Genomic DNA, 19471 nt, shown 5'->3' with positions numbered 1-19471 from the left:
CGCGCCAGCGCTGAACAGCCGCGCGCCACAGCATTGAGACATTACCCATGACTGACACCATCCTGGTGACCGGCTCCAGCCGGGGCATCGGCCGTGCCATTGCCCTGCGCCTGGCCCAGGCCGGCTTCGATATCGTCCTGCATTGCCGCTCGCGCCGTGACGAGGCTCAGGCCGTGCAAGCGCAGATCGAGGCCCTCGGCCGCCAGGCGCGCATCCTGCAGTTCGATGTAGCCGAACGCAGCGCCTGTCGCGAACAGCTGGAAGCCGACGTCGAGGCCCATGGCGCCTACTACGGTGTGGTGTGTAACGCCGGCCTGACCCGCGACGGCGCCTTTCCGGCGCTCAGCGAAGACGATTGGGACCTGGTCATGCGCACCAACCTCGACGGTTTCTACAACGTCCTGCAGCCGCTGAGCATGCCGATGATCCGCCGGCGCAAGCCAGGGCGCATCGTCTGCATCACCTCGGTGTCAGGGATGATCGGCAACCGTGGCCAGGTCAACTACAGCGCCTCCAAGGCCGGCGTGATAGGCGCCGCCAAGGCCCTGGCCATCGAGCTGGGCAAGCGCAGGATCACGGTCAACTGCGTGGCCCCCGGCTTGATCGACACCGAAATGCTCGACGAGCAGGTGCCGGTCGGGGAAATCCTCAAGATGATCCCGGCGCAGCGCATGGGCACCCCCGAGGAAGTGGCCGGCGCGGTGAATTTTCTGATGTCCGAGGAGGCGGCCTATATCACCCGTCAGGTCCTCGCGGTGAATGGCGGGTTATGTTGATGAGTGGCGTCAAACGCGTAGTAGTCACCGGCATGGCCGGCATCACCTCGCTGGGCAACGACTGGCCGAGCATCGAGTCGGCTTTTCGCAGCAATCGCAGCGGTATCCGCTACATGCACGAATGGGATCGCTTCGCCGAGCTGAATACCCGCCTGGGCGGGCCGATCGACGACTTCGCGGTGCCCAAGCACTGGACCCGCAAGCAGCTGCGCAGCATGGGCCGGGTGTCCAAGCTGGCGGTCTACGCCGCCGAACGCGCGCTGGCCGATGCCGGTCTGCTCGGCGACGCATCGATCCGCGATGGGCGCATGGGCGTGGCCTGCGGCTCGTCCACCGGCAGCACCGACGAGATCAAGGCATTCGGCAACATGCTGCTCAATTCGGTGGCCGATGGCCTCAACGCCAACTCCTACGTGCGCATGATGCCGCACACCACGGCGGCGAATATCAGCATCTTCTTCGGCCTCACCGGCCGCCTGATCCCCACCTCCAGCGCCTGCACCAGCGGCAGCCAGGGCATCGGCTACGCCTACGAGGCAATCAAGTTCGGCCGCCTGCCGCTGATGCTCGCCGGTGGCGCCGAGGAGCTGTGCCCGACCGAGGCCATGGTATTCGACGCCCTGTACGCCACCAGCCTGAAGAACGACACCCCGCAGTCGTCACCACGGCCCTACGACAGCGGCCGCGACGGCCTGGTGATCGGCGAAGGCGCCGGCATCCTGGTGCTGGAAGAGCTCGAGCACGCCCTGGCGCGCGGGGCGACCATCCACGCCGAGATCGTCGGTTTCGGCAGCAACGCCGACGGCCAGCACACCACCAAGCCGGAACACACGACCATGCGCCGCGCCATGCAGCTGGCCCTGGAGGACGCCGAGCTGGCGCCCGCCGCCATCGGCTATGTCAACGGTCACGGCACCGCCACCGAGCAAGGCGATGTCGCCGAGACCCTGGCCACCAGCAACCTGTTCGGTGCGCGCATGCCGATCAGCTCGCAGAAGAGCTTCTTCGGCCACACCCTGGGCGCCTGCGGTGCGCTGGAGTCTTGGTTCAGCATCGAGATGATGAACCGCGACCAGTACGTGCATACCCTCAACCTGGACCAAGTCGACCCGGCCTGCGCCGAACTGGACTACCTGCGCGGCGAGTTTCGCTCGATGAGCAACCAGTACGTGATGAACAACAACTTCGCCTTCGGTGGGGTCAACACCTCGCTGATCTTCCGCCGCTGGCAGTGAAACCACCGTCTATCCACCCGAGAAAGGAAACTCCCCCATGCTCCGTGCACTCCTGCTGTCCCTCACCCTGAGCGCCCTGGTTGGCTGCACCAGCAAGCCCATCGAAAACATTCAGCAAACAGTCCCCGGCTCCAGCGTGCGCAGCAGCGCCGACATGCAGCAGGCCATTGTCCGCGCCCTGAACAAACGCGAGTGGCTGGTGCAACGCGTCAGCCCGATCGACATTCTGGCAGAAATCACCCAACGCGGTCGCCATCACGCAGAAATCAGCATCCCTTACAGCGCCAGCCAGTTCGCCATCCAATACCGCGACAGCTGGGGCCTCGATCAGCAGGACGGCAAGATCCACCGCAACTACAACCGCTGGGTCGACAACCTGCGCAACGACATCCTCCAGGAACTGCAAGCCCAGAGCCTGGGCCAGCCTTAAGCGCCGCCGTGCCGCCCTTTCAGCAACCCTAGGTATCGCCGTGTGCTCCAGTAGTCCCGCGTTGCATCCGCGCTGGTTAGGCAAAGTCCTGGTTTATGCTCTGACTCTGCTGGCGCTGTCGGCGCTGTCGGCCTGCGGTACCCTGTCGCGCCTGCAGGTCGACCCTACTGACCAGCAGGCGCAGCGCCTGGCCCGTAGCGGTGACCTGCAGGCCGAGATCGACGCCCTGGCCCAACCGCTGATCGACTCGCGGCATACCCCTGGCATCGTGATCGGCGTACTCGACGCCGATGGAAAGAAACACTTCTTCGGTTACGGCGTGACCGACCAACTCACTGGCAGCAAGCCGGACGGCAGTACCTTGTTCGCCGTCGGCTCACTGAGTAAAGGTTTTGTCGGCGACATCGCCGCCTTGCTGGTGCAGGACGGCACGCTGCGCTGGGGCGACACCCTCGAACAGCTGCTGCCCGCCGGCAGCGCACTCAGTGACGACGCCAAGCAGATCACCCTGCTGCAGCTGGCCACCCACACCTCGGGCCTGCCGCGTCAGCCCATGACCCCACAGACGCTACGCTACTTCATCGAATACCTGTTCACCGGCAACAGCTTTTACCGGCACTTTGATCGCCGCTACCTGCTCGACTACCTGGCCGACTTCGAACGCCCCGAGCGGCTCGAGCCGCAGTACTCGAACATCGGTTATGGTCTGCTCAGCCATGTACTGGAGTTGCACAGCGGCGAGAAAATCGATGAACTGCTGCAGGCCAGGGTCGCCGCACCGCTCGGCTTGAGCAACACCGACTATCTGGCGCAGCACCTGCCGGGCTACCCCCAGCGGGCGCGTGGCCATGCCGGCGACCAACCCAAGTTCATTCGCCGCGGGCAGCCGGTGCCCGACTGGCAGTTCACCGACATCCTGCATGGCACGGCCGCACTCTATTCGAATGCCGATGACCTGCTCAGTTACGCGGCGGCGCATCTGTACGGCAGCGCTGATGCCAAGATGGATGCGGCCCTGCAGGACACTTTGCAGGTACGGGTCAAGCGCCAGAAAGAAGCAGCCGCAGTGGCCTGGATTGCCGATGACCTCGGCGCCCAGACCATCACCTATCAGGTCGGTCTGGTCGCCGGCTACTCCAGCTATCTGGGCCTGGACAGCCGACACAATACCGCCGTGGTGGTGCTGCAGAACAGCTTCAACTGGGACAACGACGTCGGCCACACGCTGTTGCTGCGCATGGCCGGCGCGCTGGATATGCAGCGCAGCGCCAGCTTGCCGGCTATCGGCCAGAAATAAGCAGGGCCGCAGCGGCGACCCTGTTTACCCCAGTGCGCCGGCTCAGGCGTGATAGGCAGTCGACAGTTCGTGCACCGCCTCGAGGAAGGCAGCGGCATGCGCCGGGTCGACCTCCGGGGTAATGCCATGGCCGAGATTGAACACATGGCCGTTACCCTGGCCGTAGCTGGCCAGGATGCGCGCGACTTCGGCGCGGATGGCCGCCGGCTTGGCGTAGAGCACCGTGGGGTCCATGTTGCCTTGCAGGCTGACCTGCTCACCGACCCGCCGGCGCGCCTCGCCGATGTCGCAGCTCCAGTCCAGGCCCAGGGCATCGGCGCCGGTGGCGGCCATCGACTCCAGCCACAGGCCGCCGTTCTTGGTGAACAGGATCACCGGCACCTTGCGCCCGTCACGCTCGCGGATCAACCCGTCGACGATCTTCTGCATGTAGGCCAGGGAGAATTCCTGGTAGGCCGCCGACGACAGGTTACCGCCCCAGGTATCGAAGATCTGCACGGCTTGCGCACCGGCCTCGATCTGCCCATTGAGGTAGCTGATGACCGACTGCGCCAGCTTGTCGAGCAGCAAGTGCATGGCCTGCGGGTTGTCGTAAAGCATGGCCTTGGACTTGCGGAAGTCCTTGGAGGAACCGCCCTCGACCATATAGGTGGCCAGGGTCCAGGGGCTGCCGGAAAAACCGATCAGCGGCACCCGGCCATTCAGCTCGCGACGAATGGTGCGCACCGCGTCCATCACATAACCCAGGTCCTGCTGCGGATCGGGGATCGGCAGCGCCTCGATATCGGCCAGGCTGCTGATCACCTTCTTGAAGCGCGGCCCTTCGCCGGTCTCGAAGTACAGGCCCTGGCCCATGGCATGGGGAATTGTGAGGATATCGGAGAAGAGGATCGCCGCATCCAACTGTGGATAACGATCCAGTGGCTGCAGGGTCACCTCGCAGGCGAACTCGGGGTTCATCATCAGGCTCATGAAATCACCGGCCTTGGCCCGGCTGGCGCGGTACTCCGGCAGGTAGCGACCGGCCTGACGCATCATCCACACCGGGGTGACGTCGACGGGTTGCTTGAGCAGGGCACGCAGGAAGCGATCGTTCTTCAGGGCGGTCATGGGCAGTGTTCCTGAGAATTCAGTCAGCAAAAAGTGGGGGCATTTTCGCAGAGCGCACGGCAAAAGGCACGGCGAGTGCCGTGCCTTTCATCCACCGCGACGATTTGTCCCGGTTGGTCTCGCTGGGTAGGCTGGCGTAGAGCGTAGCGAAACCCAGCCATAGCAGCCGGCGCCGCTGGGTTTCGCCGAAAAGACGGCTCTACCCAGCCTACACGCCGAGATAGTCGAGGATGCCTTCGGCGGCGTTACGCCCCTCGAAGATCGCCGTCACCACCAGGTCGGAACCACGCACCATGTCGCCACCGGCGAAAATCTTCGGGTTGCTGGTCTGGTGCTTGAAGGTGCTCTGCTCCGGTGCGACTACACGGCCTTGGCTGTCGGTCTGGATCTCGAACTGCTCGAACCAGGGGGCCGGGCTCGGACGGAAGCCAAAGGCGATCAGCACGGCTTCGGCCGGAATGATCTCCTCGGAACCGGGGATCGGCTCGGGGACACGACGGCCACGGGCATCCGGCTCGCCAAGGCGGGTTTCGACCACTTTGACGCCTTCCACCCTGTCCTCGCCGACGATGGCGATGGGCTGACGATTGAAGAGGAAGCTGACCCCCTCCTCCTTGGCGTTCTTCACCTCTTTGCGCGAGCCAGGCATGTTCTCTTCGTCGCGACGATAGGCGCAGGTCACCGCTTTGGCGCCCTGGCGGATCGAGGTGCGATTGCAGTCCATCGCCGTGTCGCCACCGCCCAGCACCACAATCTTCTTGCCGCGCATGTCGATGAAGTCTTCCGGCGCCTTCTCGAAACCGAGGTTGCGATTAACGTTGGCGACCAGGAAGTCCAGAGCGTCATACACGCCAGGCAGGTCTTCGCCGGGGAAACCGCCCTTCATATAGGTGTAGGTGCCCATGCCCATGAAGACGGCATCGTACTCATCGAGCAATTGCTCCATGGTCACGTCCTTGCCGATTTCGGTATTCAGGCGGAACTCGATGCCCATGCCGCTGAAGACTTCGCGGCGATGGCTCAATACGCTCTTTTCCAGCTTGAATTCGGGAATACCGAAGGTCAGCAGGCCGCCGATCTCCGGGTTCTTGTCGAACACCACCGGAGTCACGCCGCCGCGCACCAGTACGTCGGCACAGCCGAGACCGGCCGGGCCGGCACCGATCACCGCAACACGCTTGCCGGTCGGCTTGACCTTGGACATGTCCGGGCGCCAGCCCATGGCGAAGGCGGTGTCGGTGATGTATTTCTCCACCGAGCCGATGGTCACCGCACCGAAACCATCATTGAGGGTACAGGCACCCTCGCACAGACGGTCCTGCGGACACACCCGACCGCAGACTTCCGGCAGGGTATTGGTCTGGTGCGACAGTTCCGCCGCCGCCAGGATGTTGCCTTCGGAGACCAGCTTCAGCCAGTTGGGAATGAAGTTGTGCACCGGGCACTTCCATTCGCAATAGGGGTTGCCGCAGCCCAGGCAGCGGTGTGCCTGGTCGGCCGCTTGTGCAGGCTTGAAGGGTTCGTAGATTTCGACGAACTCCTTCTTGCGTTGACGCAACAGCTTCTTCTTCGGGTCTTTGCGCCCGACCTCGATGAACTGGAAGTCGTTATTAAGACGTTCAGTCATTTCAAAACCTCATCAAACTACTGCAGGCGCGCATTATTGCGGGTTGGCACGGGTGCTGGAGAGCAGCGACTTCAGGCTCGCGGCCTTGGGTTTGACCAACCAGAATTTACGCAGGTAGTCGTCCAGGTTTTCCAGGAGGTTTTGCCCCCATTCGCTGGACGTCTCCTGTACGTACTCGGCAAGCACACGCTGCAAGTGGCTGCGATAAGACTCCATGGCCTCGCCGCTGATGCGCTGGATCTCCACCAACTCGTGGTTGACCCGGTCAACGAAACTGTTGTCCTGGTCGAGCACGTAAGCGAAGCCACCGGTCATGCCCGAGCCGAAGTTGTAGCCGGTCTTACCCAGCACGCAGACGAAGCCGCCGGTCATGTATTCGCAGCAATGGTCGCCAGTCCCTTCGACCACAGTATGCGCACCGGAGTTACGTACAGCAAAGCGCTCACCGGCGGTACCCGCGGCAAACAGTCTGCCGCCGGTGGCGCCATACAGGCAGGTGTTGCCGATGATGGCGCTGTCCTGGGTCTTGAACGGGCTGCCGGCTGGCGGCACGATGACCAGCTTGCCACCGGCCATGCCTTTGCCCACATAGTCGTTGGCGTCGCCATCCAGATACAGGTTCAGGCCACCGGCGTTCCACACACCAAAGCTCTGCCCGGCACTGCCCTTGAAGCGGAAGGTGATCGGCGCCTTGGCCATGCCTTTGTTGCCATGCACACGGGCAATTTCGCCGGACACCCGCGCGCCGATGGAGCGGTCGCAGTTGCAAATATCCAGGGCGAATTCGCCACCACTGGCTGCATCGATTGCCGGCTTGGCCAACTCGACCATTTTCTCGGCCAACAGGCCCTGGTCGAACGGCGGGTTCTTCTCAACTTCACAGAACTGCGGCTTGTCGGCCGGAATATGCTCGCTGCCCAGCAGCGGACTGAGATCCAGCTGGTTCTGCTTGGCGGTTTCGCCCGGCAATACTTCGAGCAGGTCGGTACGCCCGATCAACTCGCCGAGACTGCTCACGCCGAGTTTGGCCAGCCACTCACGGGTCTCTTCGGCGACGTAGGTGAAGAAGTTCACCACCATGTCGACCGTGCCGATGTAGTGGTCCTTACGCAGTTTTTCATTCTGCGTGGCGACACCGGTGGCGCAGTTGTTCAAGTGGCAGATGCGCAGGTATTTGCAGCCCAGGGCAATCATCGGCGCGGTACCGAAACCGAAGCTCTCGGCACCGAGGATGGCGGCCTTGATCACGTCGAGGCCGGTCTTCAAACCACCGTCGGTCTGCACCCGTACCTTGCCGCGCAAATCGTTGCCACGCAGGGTCTGGTGGGTCTCGGCCAGGCCCAGTTCCCACGGCGCACCGGCGTATTTGATCGAACTCAACGGCGAAGCGCCAGTGCCACCGTCGTAACCGGAGATGGTGATCAGGTCGGCATAGGCTTTGGCCACACCGGCGGCGATAGTGCCGACACCGGCTTCCGAAACCAGCTTGACCGAGACCAGCGCCGCCGGATTGACCTGCTTGAGGTCATAGATCAGCTGCGCAAGATCCTCGATCGAATAGATGTCATGGTGCGGCGGCGGCGAGATCAGGGTCACGCCCGGCACCGCGTAGCGCAGCTTGGCGATCAGACCATTGACCTTGCCTCCCGGTAACTGCCCGCCCTCACCGGGCTTGGCGCCTTGGGCCACCTTGATCTGCAGCACTTCGGCGTTGACCAGGTACTCCGGCGTCACACCGAAACGACCAGTTGCCACCTGCTTGATCTTCGAACTGCGCACGGTGCCATAACGGGCCGGGTCTTCACCGCCCTCACCGGAGTTGGAGCGCGCGCCCAGCCGGTTCATTGCCTCGGCGATCGCCTCGTGGGCTTCCGGCGACAAGGCGCCGAGCGAGATACCCGCGGAGTCGAAGCGCTGGAGAATCGCCGCCATCGGCTCGACCTGGTCGAGGCTCAATGGCTGCTCGGCCAACTTGAGCTTGAGCAGGTCGCGGATCATCGATACCGGACGGGTGTCGACCAGTGCACTGTATTCCTTGTACTTCTCGTAGCTGCCCTGCTGTACAGCAGCCTGCAGGGTACTGACCACATCCGGATTGTAGGCGTGGTACTCGCCACCGTAGACGAACTTGAGCAGACCACCTTGCTGGATCGGCTTGCGGGCGCTCCAAGCTTCATTGGCCAGCAGCTTCTGTTCCGCCTCGAGATCGACGAAACGCGCGCCCTTGATCCGGCTCGGTACGCCACGGAAGCTCAGGTCGACCACCTCATCGGACAGACCGATGGCCTCGAACAACTGCGCACCGCGGTAAGAGGCAGCCGTGGAGATGCCCATCTTCGAGAGGATCTTCAACAATCCCTTGGTGATGCCTTTGCGATAATTCTTGAATACTTCATACAGATCGCCGAGCACTTCGCCGGTACGGATCAGATCACCCAGCACTTCATACGCCAGGAACGGATAGACCGCCGAGGCGCCAAAACCGAGCAGCACGGCATAGTGATGCGGATCACGCGCAGTAGCCGTCTCGACCAGGATGTTGCAATCGCAGCGCAGGCCTTTTTCCACCAGACGGTGATGCACCGCCCCGACAGCCAAAGCGGCATGCACCGGCAATTTGCCCGGGGCGATGTGACGATCGCTAAGCACCAGCAGCACTTTGCCACCGCGCACGGCTTCTTCGGCCTGATCGGCGATATTGCGCACCGCATTTTCCAGGCCCATCGACTCCTCGTAGTTGAGGTCGATGATCTGCCGCTCGAAGCCAGGTGTTTCGAGGTTCAGCAGGGTCCGCCATTTGGCCGGGGAAATGATCGGCGAGCTGAGGATGACCCGCGTGGCATGCGCCGGCGACTCATCGAAGATATTGCGCTCGGCACCGAGGCAGACCTCGAGCGACATGACAATGGCTTCACGCAGCGGATCGATCGGCGGGTTGGTGACCTGCGCGAACTGCTGGCGGAAGTAGTCATAGGGCGAACGCACGCGCTGTGACAGCACCGCCATCGGCGTGTCGTCACCCATAGAGCCGACAGCTTCCTGGCCCTGTTCGGCCAACGGCCGCAGTACCTGATCACGCTCCTCGAAGGTGACCTGGTACATCTTCATGTATTGCTTGAGCTGATCGGCATCGTAGAACGCCGAACCATGGTCGTTATCTTCCATGGTCGCCTGAATACGCAGAGCATTCTTGCGTAGCCACTGCTTATAGGGGTGCCGCGACTTCAGGCGGTTGTCGATATCATCGGTGCTCAGCACCTGACCGGTTTCGGTATCCACCGCCAGAATCTGCCCAGGACCAACCCGGCCCTTGGCAATCACGTCCTCTGGCTGGTAGCCCCACACGCCGATTTCCGAGGCGAGGGTGATGTAACCGTTCTTGGTGGTCACCCAACGCGCCGGACGCAGACCGTTGCGATCGAGCAGGCAGACGGCATGGCGGCCATCGGTCAGCACCACGCCGGCCGGACCGTCCCACGGCTCCATGTGCATGGAGTTGTACTCGTAGAAGGCCCGCAGGTCCGCGTCCATGGTGTCGACATTCTGCCAGGCGGGCGGAACGATCATGCGTACACCGCGGAACAGGTCGATACCACCGGTGACCATCAGTTCAAGCATGTTGTCCATACTCGAAGAGTCGGAGCCTACACGGTTGACCAGCGGGCCCAGTTCATCCAGATCCCCGATCAAGTCGTTGGCGAATTTGGTACGCCGGGCCTGAGCCCAGTTGCGGTTGCCGGTGATGGTATTGATCTCACCGTTATGCGCAAGAAAGCGGAAAGGCTGCGCCAGTGGCCACTTCGGCAGGGTATTCGTGGAGAAACGCTGGTGGAATACGCAGATGGCCGTCTGCAAGCGCTCGTCACCCAGATCGGGGTAGAACTGCTGCAAATCGGCCGGCATCATCAGGCCTTTATAGATGATGGTCTTGTGCGAGAAGCTGCAGATGTAGTGCTCGCTATCAGCCGCATTGGTCACCGAAGAGCGGCGACGAGCGCTGAACAGCTTGATCGCGAACTCCTGGTCGCTGAGATCATCGCCTTCGATGAACACTTGCTCAATCTGCGGCAGCCGCTCCAGGGCCAGGCGGCCGAGGACGCTAGTGTCGATCGGCACCTTGCGCCAGCCAACCAGTTTCAGACCGGCAGCCAAAATCTCACGATTCATGTTCTCGCGAGCGGCCTCGGCTTTATCGGCGTCCTGATTAAAGAACACCATGCCAACGGCATATTGTTGCGCCAGTTCGACGGAGAAATGCTCCTGAGCCACGGCGCGCAGAAAGACATCGGGCTTCTGGATCAACAAACCACAACCATCACCGGTCTTGCCATCGGCGTTGATCCCACCGCGGTGGGTCATGCATGTCAGCGCTTCAATAGCGGTCTGCAGCAGGTGATGGCTCGCCTCGCCCTGCATATGGGCAATCAGGCCGAAGCCGCAGTTATCCTTGAACTCATCAGGATGGTACAAACCTGCTTTCATAGGGACTCTCACCAGGCAGCCTTTTAACAAGGCAAATTGCTTATAATTCAGTTACTTACCGTGCGCGCAGAGCAAAGCCTCAGCTTTGCGCAGGCAAAAGGGAGGTTATTGTACATATCCGTCTAGGCCGTCACAAATCCTCGCGACGACCTACTGAAAGCTTATGTCGCTAAAACGAAGGAATTGACCAGAGGGTCGTGCTAACGACTCTCTGGTCACCGCGCACAGACACCCATCACTAGCGAGCCTGGGCAATCTCGTGCTTGATGCTGGCAAACGTACGCGGCCATGGCTTACCGGCCTGCAACTTGGTCGGCAAGCCCTTTAGCGCCGCCTGAGCAGCAGCATGAGAAGAGAAGCTGCCATAGGTCACGACATAGAGCGCCTGCCCTTGATGCTGCTTTTTGAAATAGTGATATTCCGCTCCCTGTTCACGCACGAAGGCTTGCGCACTAGCCTCTGCACGCGCACCAAATACTTGCAGGGTATAACGCGACCCCGCCTGCGCCCCATACCAGTCTGCTGCCAACGCGGCATTGACCGACGGTGCTGAAGGCACCGCCGGCTTCACCACTGGCTCAGGCTTTGGCACCTGCACCACAGTGACTGGCGCCTCGGCCTTGACCACAGGGGCAACAGGAGTAACAGGAGCGACTGGCAGCGGACTTTCATCCACGTGCACATCGGCTGCACTCTCACGCCCCGCCACGTCGGCCTCCTCAGCCCCGGTCAAACCAGCTGCCTGAGCCAATGGCTCACGAATAACCGGCTGCGCCTCGCCAACCAGCGGTAGCGGTAAAGGCTGATTAGCACCCGCAAACTCAATGGCAGGAGGATTCGGATCGGCCGCTTCAGAAGCCGAATCGAGCACTGTAGGCGCAACATTCTGCTTGAGCGGCAACTGCGCCACCGGCGACATCACCTCACCACCTGAGCGCCCCTGCATCATCCAGGCAGCAAACACCCCAATTCCTACAACAGCCAATGCCAACAAGTGCTTTTTCGGCAGACTGAGTGGAAACCAAGATCGCTTAGCCGCCCCGCGCTGAGCCAACATGGTCTCAATCAAGGTTTCGCGCGCCACTTGGTTAATCAGCCCCGGCCACGCCTCGGACTGCTCATGAATATCAGCGAGCTGCTCAGCTGTAAACACTTCGAGCCCGCGCCCTGCACCCTCAAGCCGCTGGGCCAGGTATTCACGCGACTCATCTTCGCTGTAGGGCTGCAACTCGATGACGTGAAAGCACTCCCCGCCCTCCGCCAATGACTCCAGCCGCGGCATCAAACCAGGCTCGGAAAACAGGAACACATGTGCTCGACCCTCGGCACTGCCTGCCGCCAGCGCCAACAGACTGGTCAACGCGGCTTCACTCAACTGCTCCGCATCGTCGACCAGCAAATAGACTTCTTGCCCAGTCAGCGCCAGCTGCCCGACCTGAGCCAATATCGCTTGCACCCCAGACTGCTGCACCTGTAAGCCTTGCGCCACCTGACGCAACACAGCGCCGGGCTCTGCGGCCCCCTGCCCGCTAATCACGACACTCTGCACCGCCTGCTTATTGGTACTGGCGACCAGTGCCTGACGCAGAAGGGTTTTGCCACTCCCCCGAGGGCCACTCACGACCAGCAACAGCTGACTGTAACGAGCAAGGTGATGCAGCTGTCCGAGCACCGGCTTACGCTGGGCAGGAAAAAACTTGAAGCCCGGCACACGCGCTGCGAAAGGGTCGTGACTGAATTGATAGTGCTCGAGAAAGGCCTCGTCAGCATGCAAACTGGTCATGGTGCACTCATTAATGTTTTAGCTGATCCACCAGCGCAGCGTAATCTGCACTGAGCGTGGCATTCAAAATTTCGCGCGGATACTCACTGGTGACCACCGCCTCCCCCAAGCACCGCAACAACACCAGCCGTAGCTGACCATCAAGCACCTTCTTATCGACAGCCATATGCTCAAGGAAATGCTCAGGCGTCATATCTTTTGGCGGCACGACAGGCAAACCCGCAGCCTGAAACAAACGAATACCCCTATCCCGCTCGGCAACGGTGATCCAGCCCATACGCATCGACATTTCCAGCGCCATCACGGTACCCGCCGCCACCGCTTCACCGTGCAGCCAGACGCCATAACCCTGATGCGTCTCAATGGCATGACCAAAAGTATGCCCAAGATTAAGCGTGGCACGCACACCCGACTCACGCTCATCGGCACCAACTACTCGCGCCTTGGCCACACAGGAGCGCTCGACCGCAGTCGTCAGTACCGCCTGATCGAGGGCGCGCAATGCGAGCATGTTTTCTTCGAGCCAGCCAAGGAAAGGCTCATCACAAATCAAGCCATACTTAATCACCTCAGCTAGCCCCGCCGACAGCTCACGCGCAGGCAAAGTGACCAAGCTAGCGATATCGATCAATACAGCTTGCGGCTGATAAAAAGCCCCAACCATATTCTTTCCGAGCGGGTGATTGATTCCAGTCTTGCCGCCAACCGAAGAGTCGACCTGCGACAGCAAGGTAGTCGGGACTTGAATGAAGTTGACCCCACGCTGATAGCAGGCCGCGGCAAAGCCTGCCATATCACCGATCACCCCCCCGCCCAAGGCGACCACTGTTGTACGCCGGTCATGTCGAGCACCAAGCAAACCATCGAAAATTGCCTGCAAGGTTTCCCAATTCTTGAATGCCTCCCCATCCGGCAGGACAATCGAGGTTACCGCGTACCCAGCAAGCGCGGTTTCGAGCGCACCAAGGTAAAGCGGCGCCACCGTTTCATTGGTAACGATGGCGACTTGTCGCCCAGCGATGTGCGGCGCCAACAAATCGGCCCGAGCCAACAAATCGGCACCAATATAAATGGGATAACTGCGCTCGCCGAGATCGACGCGAAGAGTTTGCATGGAGCCCCCAGAGTCAAAAGGGACCTAGGATAGCGCAGTTCGGCCTGCGCTTTAACGGGGAGCGAGCGCCTCGATGCGCTCTAGTATTTCCTGCACAACCAAACGAGGCGGGCGCTCATCGGTTTCGACAATAACGTCTGCAATTTCACGGTACAACGGATCGCGAATCGCCAGCAAATCACGAAGCACCTTGCCCGGGTCTCCAGCACGCAACAAAGGGCGATTGCGGTCACGCGAGGTCCGATCCAACTGCTGTTCAACTGAAGCATGCAGGTACACGACTCGCCCACCCGACCTCAGGGCCGCACGGTTTTCCGATCGCATGACCGCACCGCCACCCGTCGCCAGAACCATGCCATCAAATTCGCACAGCGCGGCTATGACCGCCTGTTCACGCTCACGAAAACCCTGCTCCCCCTCCACATCGAAGATCCAGGGAATATCGGCCCCAGTACGCTGCTCAATCTCCTTATCGGAGTCTTTGAAAGGCAAGCGTAACTCTTTAGCAAGCAAACGCCCGATGGTGCTTTTACCAGCACCCATCGGGCCAACGAGGATCAAATTGCGCACAGAATCAACGATTCACCGTAATGGCCTGATTGTTCATGATACGCGGCGTAAGGAAAATCAGCAGCTCGGATTTAGAGTCCCGAACGACATCTCGGCGAAACAAACGCCCCACGTAAGGAATGTCGCCCAAAAACGGCACCTTATCTACACCTTTACTCTGTGTATTGGAGAACACGCCCCCGATCACAATGGTTTCTCCATCTGCAACCAGCACCTTGGCATTCACCTCATTTTTACGGATCGTTGGCGTACCGTTAACTTGGTTAGCGAAATCTGGCTCATCCTTATTAACCTTCACTTCCATGATGATACGGTTATCAGGCGTGATTTGCGGCGTAACCTCCAGCGACAGAGCCGCCTCAACAAACGTAACCGAGGTGGCACCACTGGAGCTTGCCTCCTGGTATGGGATTTCGGAGCCCTTCAGAATCTTCGCAGTCTCCTTATCAGAGGTCACAACTTTCGGTTGTGAAATCACTTCACCGTTACCGGTTTTCTCCATGGCAGACAATTCAAGGTCAAGAATCACGTTATTGGTAATGAACCCTATACCCAAATTAGAGGTGGCATTAGCAGAGCCCAGATCAACAAAGGGAAGAGGATTATTACCAGTGCCGGTAGTGGGCAAAGTGCAATTTCCAACAAACGGCCCACACCCAGTCGTACCTTCGCCGATCCCAATGTTACCGCCGGAACCAGTCCACTGATCATCCGTAAAAGCCCCCCCCCAGCGAACACCGATTTCTTTATCGAAATCGACATTAGCCTCGACGATCCGCGCCTCAATCATGACCTGACGAACTGCCACATCCAACTGTGCAACAATACGACGCAACTCATCCAAACGAACCTGAGTCTGGTAGGCAATAATGCTATTAGTTCTATCGTCTACTGTAATCGAACCGCGCTCATCGGCGGTGCCGTCGGCACTGGTGACAGACTGGAACAGCTTGGCCATGTCAGAGGCCTTAGCATAATTTACCTGAATCAACTCACGGCGTAGCGGAGCAAGCTCTGCAATCTGTTTTTGTGACTCGAGCTCCTGACGCTCGCGTGCCGCAATTTCATCAGCAGGCGCCACCAACAACACATTGCCCACTTTGCGCTTATCCAAACCCTTGGTCTTAAGCACTAAATCCAACGCCTGGTCCCACGGCACATTTTGCAAGCGCAAAGTGATGTTACCTTGAACCGTGTCACTGGCAACCAAGTTCAAGTCGGTAAAGTCCGCGATCAACTGCAGCACCGAACGGACATCAATGTCCTGGAAATTTAGCGAAAGTTTTTCGCCTGTGTAGGCAAACCGCTCACTCTTACGTTCCTCAACATCACTCTGAGTCAACGGCTTGATACTTAACGTGAGTTTATTATCCGTTTGATAAGCGAGATAATCATATGAGCCAGCTGGCTCAATAACGATGCTGGCTTTATCCGCAGAGCCAGTAGCACTGACAAACTGGACAGGGGTCGCAAAGTCTTTAACATCCAATCGAACACGCAGGGACTCGGGCAGCTGAGTCTTGGCAAAATCCAGACGAATTTTCCCACCCTGCTCTTGAATGTCAGGGCTTACCGACGCATCCGACAGGGTAATGACAACATTCCCCTCACCTTGCTCACCACGCTGAAAGTCAATATTACTAATGGCCTTACCTATCGGAGCATAGACTTTTGCAGCGGGGATCCTAGTAGCAGACGCCGCTTCGGCAACTGGCTGCGCGACAGATGCACTGCGTCTCGCCCCTTCACCTACAAGCACATAAAGGTCATTGCCTACAACGCGAGTGCTATAGGGCGCTAAAGTGGTCAGATTAATGATCAATCGCGTTCGATCTTTTGCTTCTACCACAGTAACGCTGCGTGCATTACCAACACCTAACTCTCTATTTTTTGTCCCCAAGGCATTGGAAACGCCTGGTAGGTCGAGCGCAATTCGTGCCGGCTGCTCAATTGTATAGCCACGCGGCGCCATCACCGGCTCATCGAAAGTCAACTTCAACTCCACCCGATCACCAGGTAAGGCAGCTACATCAAGCGCCTGCAGATTAGCGGCCAACAGCCCAGGTGAGAGCAGCACCGCTGACAAGAAAATACCTAAACGCGATAAGGAGCTATTCATTCTCAGGTTCCGTTGGGCAGACCGGTTATTTTTTTTCATGATTACTCCGCTCTTTTTAAGAGCGCTCCTTAAGGGAGAGACTACGCGGCCGTTCTAGCCAACCACCTTCGCCGTCCGGGACAATTTCAATCACATCGACCTTGGACTCATCTATCACCAGAATGCGTCCGTGGTTTCTGCCCAGGTAATCCCCTACCTTGACTCGATGCACACCTCCAGCCCCACTCACCAAAGCAAAAACGCCATGATCGTTCGCAAGGGTCCCGACCATCTCAAACACTTCAATATTAAAGTCCTCAAGAAACTGCTTGACCCGCGTCTCATCCGGCTTTATTTCTTGCGACCCTTTTTGTCGATTAACCACATCTATTTTGATCGGCGGCTGAAAAGGACTGCGTAAGGCAGCAGCACTGTAGGTAAAACTTTCGTATGGCTGAAACACTGGCAATGGCTCTATAGAGCCCTCGGGGCGCGAGCGCACTTCATCCATATACGCCTGCAAGTCACTAAAATCGCCGCCTGCACCACAACCCGCCAAACTCAAAAAAGAGACAAAAAATAAAAGACGGGAGTTCCTCATTGCACTACCCCCTTATCATTGTAACGATACGTCTTAGCTACAATACTCATACGCAACTTAGATGCACTACCCGCCTGAGCGGGTACCACTTCAAAGTCATGCAATGTAACGATGCGTGGCAAACTGGCGACACCACTGACAAAAGTTGCTAGATCGTGATACGCACCGACTACCTTTATCTGAATAGGCAGTTCTATATAAAACTGCTGAGCAGCTTCCGGCAATAATCTTATTTCCTCAAATTCCAGACCGCTACCCAACCCTGTGCGCGTTATATCTTCGAGCAACCCAGGCACTTCTGTATCGCTCGGCAGTTGTCTCAGCAGGGCGCCAAATGAGATCTCCATCTCTTTCATCTGCTCCTTGTATGCCTCAAGGTTGGCAGCCTGGAACGCTTTGGTCGAAAACTGCTGTTTAAGCGCACCCTCCTCACTTTGCTGCTGTTCTAATTGCGCCTGCAAGTCCTTCAAATGAAAGTTATAACCCAGCACTAACACAATGACCAATAGCAGCAAGCAGACGACACCTCTTATCGCTGCAGGCCAAGACCCAATATTATTAAGATCGAGCTCACTGATATCAATTTTTCTTAGGCTTTCTAACGATTCGCTCAGACTCATTTCTTAGCCTCATCAGCGTCAAGCTTCGGCTGCGTTTGCTGGACGGTTAACTTGAACACATTGGCCTGATCGACCGCCCCCGCAGTAACCGCCTTGACCTCTGTCAGATTAGGAGACTCCAACCATTCAGACGAGTCCAAACCGCGCATCAAACTCGAAACTCGATTATTCGATTCTGCAGCACCGAGAATGGCGATGTTTTTACCGTCCATCTTAAGGCCGGTGAAATAAACACCGTCCGGCAAAGTTCTCACCAACTGATCGAACACCCGGCCAGTGACCGGACGATTACCCTGCAAGTCCTGAATAATTTTCATTCGCTCTAACAGCTGCTGCCGTCGAGTCTTCAGCTCGCTGATTTCTTTGATACGAGCATCTAGCACAGCAATTTCCTTACGCACGAACTGGTTCCGCGCATTTTGCTGCTCAATCGCCCCGCTCAGATACTGATCACCGAGGAACACTGCGCCAGCAGCAACCACCAAAACTCCGGCCAGCGTGACCAAGAAGCGCTGCTTGCGCTCCTCTCGCAACTGCTCGCGCCATGGGAGAAGGTTAATCTGCGCCATTAGTCGAAACTCCTCATCGCCAAGCCACAGGCAATCATCAATGCAGGAGCATCACTGGCCAGCGCCCCCGCATTGACTCTGCTGCTTAGCGCCATGTCCGCAAAGGGGTTGGCCACCAAGGTCTGCGTACCAATTTTCTGCTGGATTAGGCGATCAAGATCAGGGACAGAGGCTGTGCCACCGGCCAAGAGGATGAAATCGACATCATTAAACTGGCCAGCGGCGAAGAAAAACTGAAGAGAACGCGAGACCTGCTGCACCACAGCCTCTTTGAACGGCTGCAAAACCTCGCTGTCGTAGTCGTCTGGAAGACCGCCCTGTTTTTTGGCCAGGCCAGCCTCTTCTACCGACAGACCATAACGTCGCTGGATTTCCTCGGTAAGCTGCTTGCCGCCGAAGAGCTGCTCGCGCGTATAGATGGTGCGCCCGGCATGCAGGACACTCAGGGTGGTCATGGTCGCGCCAATATCGACCACCGCTACAGTCAAATCTTCATGCCCACCGCCAAGCTGCTCTACGAGCAGGCCATAAGCCCGCTCCAAAGCATAGGCCTCCACATCGACCACCTTGGCCGTCAATCCTGACAAGGCCAGTACCGCCTCGCGAACCTCGACATTCTCTTTACGACAAGCCGCAAGCAACACCTCGACCCGGCCGGAGTTACCCGGCGCAGCAGCTTGCACCTCAAAGTCGATAGCCACCTCTTCGAGTGGATAAGGGATGTACTGGTCGGCCTCGATCTTCAGCTGGTTCTCAACCTCATCGTCAGTAAGGCCAGCTTCCATTTCGATGGTCTTGGTGATCACCGCAGAACCCGCTACCGCAACGGCAACTGATTTCACTCCGGTCTTGGATTTGGCCAATACACGCGAAAGCGCCTGACCAACCCCTTCCAGTTCGGCGATATTCTTCTCGACCACTGCATTTGGGGGGAGCGGCTCGACAGCGTAAGCCTCTACCTTGTAGCGGCTTCCTGAGCGACTCAATTCGATGAGCTTGACGGAGGTCGAACTAATATCAATCCCCAGCAGCGTATTCGCTTTCTTATTGAAGAGCCCTAGCACGACCGATTTCCTATTGGCATCCGCGACTTACGGACTATTTATGTTTTTTCACATTAAATAACAGTCTTGACAGAAGCGCAAATGGCTCCCCGGGA

At 58.8% G+C, this 19471-nt stretch carries 15 protein-coding genes; 4 read left to right on the top strand and 11 right to left on the bottom strand.

The window, feature by feature from the left end; all coding sequences use genetic code 11:
• Positions 1 to 47: 47 nt before the first annotated feature.
• Genes fabG through TMS3_RS05315 form a run of 4 tightly spaced genes read left to right on the top strand, consistent with a single transcriptional unit; the run spans position 48 to position 3738 of the window.
• Entirely contained in the window at positions 48 to 776 is a 729-nt protein-coding gene (gene fabG, locus TMS3_RS05330; protein ID WP_025164221.1) for a 3-oxoacyl-ACP reductase FabG, read from the top strand.
• Positions 776 to 2011: a beta-ketoacyl-ACP synthase gene (locus TMS3_RS05325; RefSeq protein ID WP_043301770.1), complete on the top strand. Its 1236-nt coding sequence runs from the start codon at positions 776 to 778 to the stop codon at positions 2009 to 2011. The genes fabG and TMS3_RS05325 overlap by 1 nt, the downstream gene beginning before the upstream one ends.
• 37 nt (positions 2012 to 2048) lie before the next feature.
• Complete coding sequence (locus TMS3_RS05320; protein WP_025164219.1) at positions 2049 to 2441, top strand: hypothetical protein; 393 nt, start codon at positions 2049 to 2051, stop codon at positions 2439 to 2441.
• Positions 2442 to 2481: 40 nt separating this feature from the next.
• Positions 2482 to 3738, top strand: a complete 1257-nt coding sequence (locus TMS3_RS05315) for a serine hydrolase domain-containing protein (protein WP_200929596.1) — start codon at positions 2482 to 2484, stop codon at positions 3736 to 3738.
• Positions 3739 to 3780: 42 nt separating this feature from the next.
• Here TMS3_RS05315 and hemE read toward each other — a convergent pair whose 3' ends face one another.
• From hemE to TMS3_RS05260, 11 genes are all read right to left on the bottom strand, one after another.
• Complete coding sequence (gene hemE, locus TMS3_RS05310; RefSeq protein WP_025164217.1) at positions 3781 to 4848, bottom strand: uroporphyrinogen decarboxylase; 1068 nt, start codon at positions 4846 to 4848, stop codon at positions 3781 to 3783.
• Between the two features lie 208 nt (positions 4849 to 5056).
• Positions 5057 to 6475 (bottom strand): FAD-dependent oxidoreductase, encoded by a 1419-nt coding sequence (locus TMS3_RS05305; protein ID WP_025164216.1) that lies wholly within the window; start codon positions 6473 to 6475, stop codon positions 5057 to 5059.
• 33 nt (positions 6476 to 6508) lie between these two features.
• Complete coding sequence (gene gltB / locus TMS3_RS05300) at positions 6509 to 10957, bottom strand: glutamate synthase large subunit (protein WP_025164215.1); 4449 nt, start codon at positions 10955 to 10957, stop codon at positions 6509 to 6511.
• A gap of 238 nt (positions 10958 to 11195) precedes the next feature.
• A complete protein-coding gene (locus tag TMS3_RS05295; protein WP_025164214.1) occupies positions 11196 to 12740 on the bottom strand; it encodes an SPOR domain-containing protein in 1545 nt (514 codons plus the stop codon).
• Between the two features lie 10 nt (positions 12741 to 12750).
• Positions 12751 to 13854 (bottom strand): 3-dehydroquinate synthase, encoded by a 1104-nt coding sequence (gene aroB / locus TMS3_RS05290; protein WP_025164213.1) that lies wholly within the window; start codon positions 13852 to 13854, stop codon positions 12751 to 12753.
• A 51-nt stretch (positions 13855 to 13905) separates the two neighbouring features.
• Positions 13906 to 14424: a shikimate kinase AroK gene (aroK, locus tag TMS3_RS05285; RefSeq protein ID WP_025164212.1), complete on the bottom strand. Its 519-nt coding sequence runs from the start codon at positions 14422 to 14424 to the stop codon at positions 13906 to 13908.
• Between the two features lie 4 nt (positions 14425 to 14428).
• A complete protein-coding gene (gene pilQ, locus TMS3_RS05280) occupies positions 14429 to 16543 on the bottom strand; it encodes a type IV pilus secretin PilQ (protein WP_025164211.1) in 2115 nt (704 codons plus the stop codon).
• Positions 16544 to 16598: 55 nt separating this feature from the next.
• Entirely contained in the window at positions 16599 to 17123 is a 525-nt protein-coding gene (gene pilP, locus TMS3_RS05275; protein ID WP_025164210.1) for a type 4a pilus biogenesis lipoprotein PilP, read from the bottom strand.
• Complete coding sequence (gene pilO / locus TMS3_RS05270) at positions 17120 to 17743, bottom strand: type 4a pilus biogenesis protein PilO (RefSeq protein ID WP_025164209.1); 624 nt, start codon at positions 17741 to 17743, stop codon at positions 17120 to 17122. Before pilO ends, pilP begins: the two co-directional genes overlap by 4 nt.
• Positions 17740 to 18312, bottom strand: coding sequence for a PilN domain-containing protein (locus TMS3_RS05265; RefSeq protein WP_025164208.1), 573 nt, complete (start codon positions 18310 to 18312; stop codon positions 17740 to 17742). The genes pilO and TMS3_RS05265 overlap by 4 nt, the downstream gene beginning before the upstream one ends.
• Positions 18312 to 19376 carry a pilus assembly protein PilM gene (locus TMS3_RS05260; RefSeq protein ID WP_025164207.1) on the bottom strand — a complete coding sequence of 355 codons (1065 nt, stop codon included), beginning with the start codon at positions 19374 to 19376 and terminating at the stop codon, positions 18312 to 18314. The genes TMS3_RS05265 and TMS3_RS05260 overlap by 1 nt, the downstream gene beginning before the upstream one ends.
• Between the last annotated feature and the right edge of the window lie 95 nt (positions 19377 to 19471).

It is taken from the genome of Pseudomonas taeanensis MS-3 (assembly GCF_000498575.2).
GTDB lineage: Bacteria > Pseudomonadota > Gammaproteobacteria > Pseudomonadales > Pseudomonadaceae > Aquipseudomonas > Aquipseudomonas taeanensis.
The sequence above is the reverse complement of the archived record's forward strand: the minus strand, read 5'-3'. Positions and strand labels throughout refer to the sequence as shown.

Coding starts and splice junctions, on each gene's coding strand:
- pilP (WP_025164210.1), bottom strand. CDS start 17,123: ATGAGGAACTCCCGTCTTTTATTTTTTGTCTCTTTTTTGAGTTTGGCG.
- pilO (WP_025164209.1), bottom strand. CDS start 17,743: ATGAGTCTGAGCGAATCGTTAGAAAGCCTAAGAAAAATTGATATCAGT.
- TMS3_RS05265 (WP_025164208.1), bottom strand. CDS start 18,312: ATGGCGCAGATTAACCTTCTCCCATGGCGCGAGCAGTTGCGAGAGGAG.
- TMS3_RS05305 (WP_025164216.1), bottom strand. CDS start 6,475: ATGACTGAACGTCTTAATAACGACTTCCAGTTCATCGAGGTCGGGCGC.
- pilQ (WP_025164211.1), bottom strand. CDS start 16,543: ATGAATAGCTCCTTATCGCGTTTAGGTATTTTCTTGTCAGCGGTGCTG.
- TMS3_RS05295 (WP_025164214.1), bottom strand. CDS start 12,740: ATGACCAGTTTGCATGCTGACGAGGCCTTTCTCGAGCACTATCAATTC.
- TMS3_RS05325 (WP_043301770.1), top strand. CDS start 776: ATGAGTGGCGTCAAACGCGTAGTAGTCACCGGCATGGCCGGCATCACC.
- TMS3_RS05320 (WP_025164219.1), top strand. CDS start 2,049: ATGCTCCGTGCACTCCTGCTGTCCCTCACCCTGAGCGCCCTGGTTGGC.
- hemE (WP_025164217.1), bottom strand. CDS start 4,848: ATGACCGCCCTGAAGAACGATCGCTTCCTGCGTGCCCTGCTCAAGCAA.
- fabG (WP_025164221.1), top strand. CDS start 48: ATGACTGACACCATCCTGGTGACCGGCTCCAGCCGGGGCATCGGCCGT.
- gltB (WP_025164215.1), bottom strand. CDS start 10,957: ATGAAAGCAGGTTTGTACCATCCTGATGAGTTCAAGGATAACTGCGGC.
- aroB (WP_025164213.1), bottom strand. CDS start 13,854: ATGCAAACTCTTCGCGTCGATCTCGGCGAGCGCAGTTATCCCATTTAT.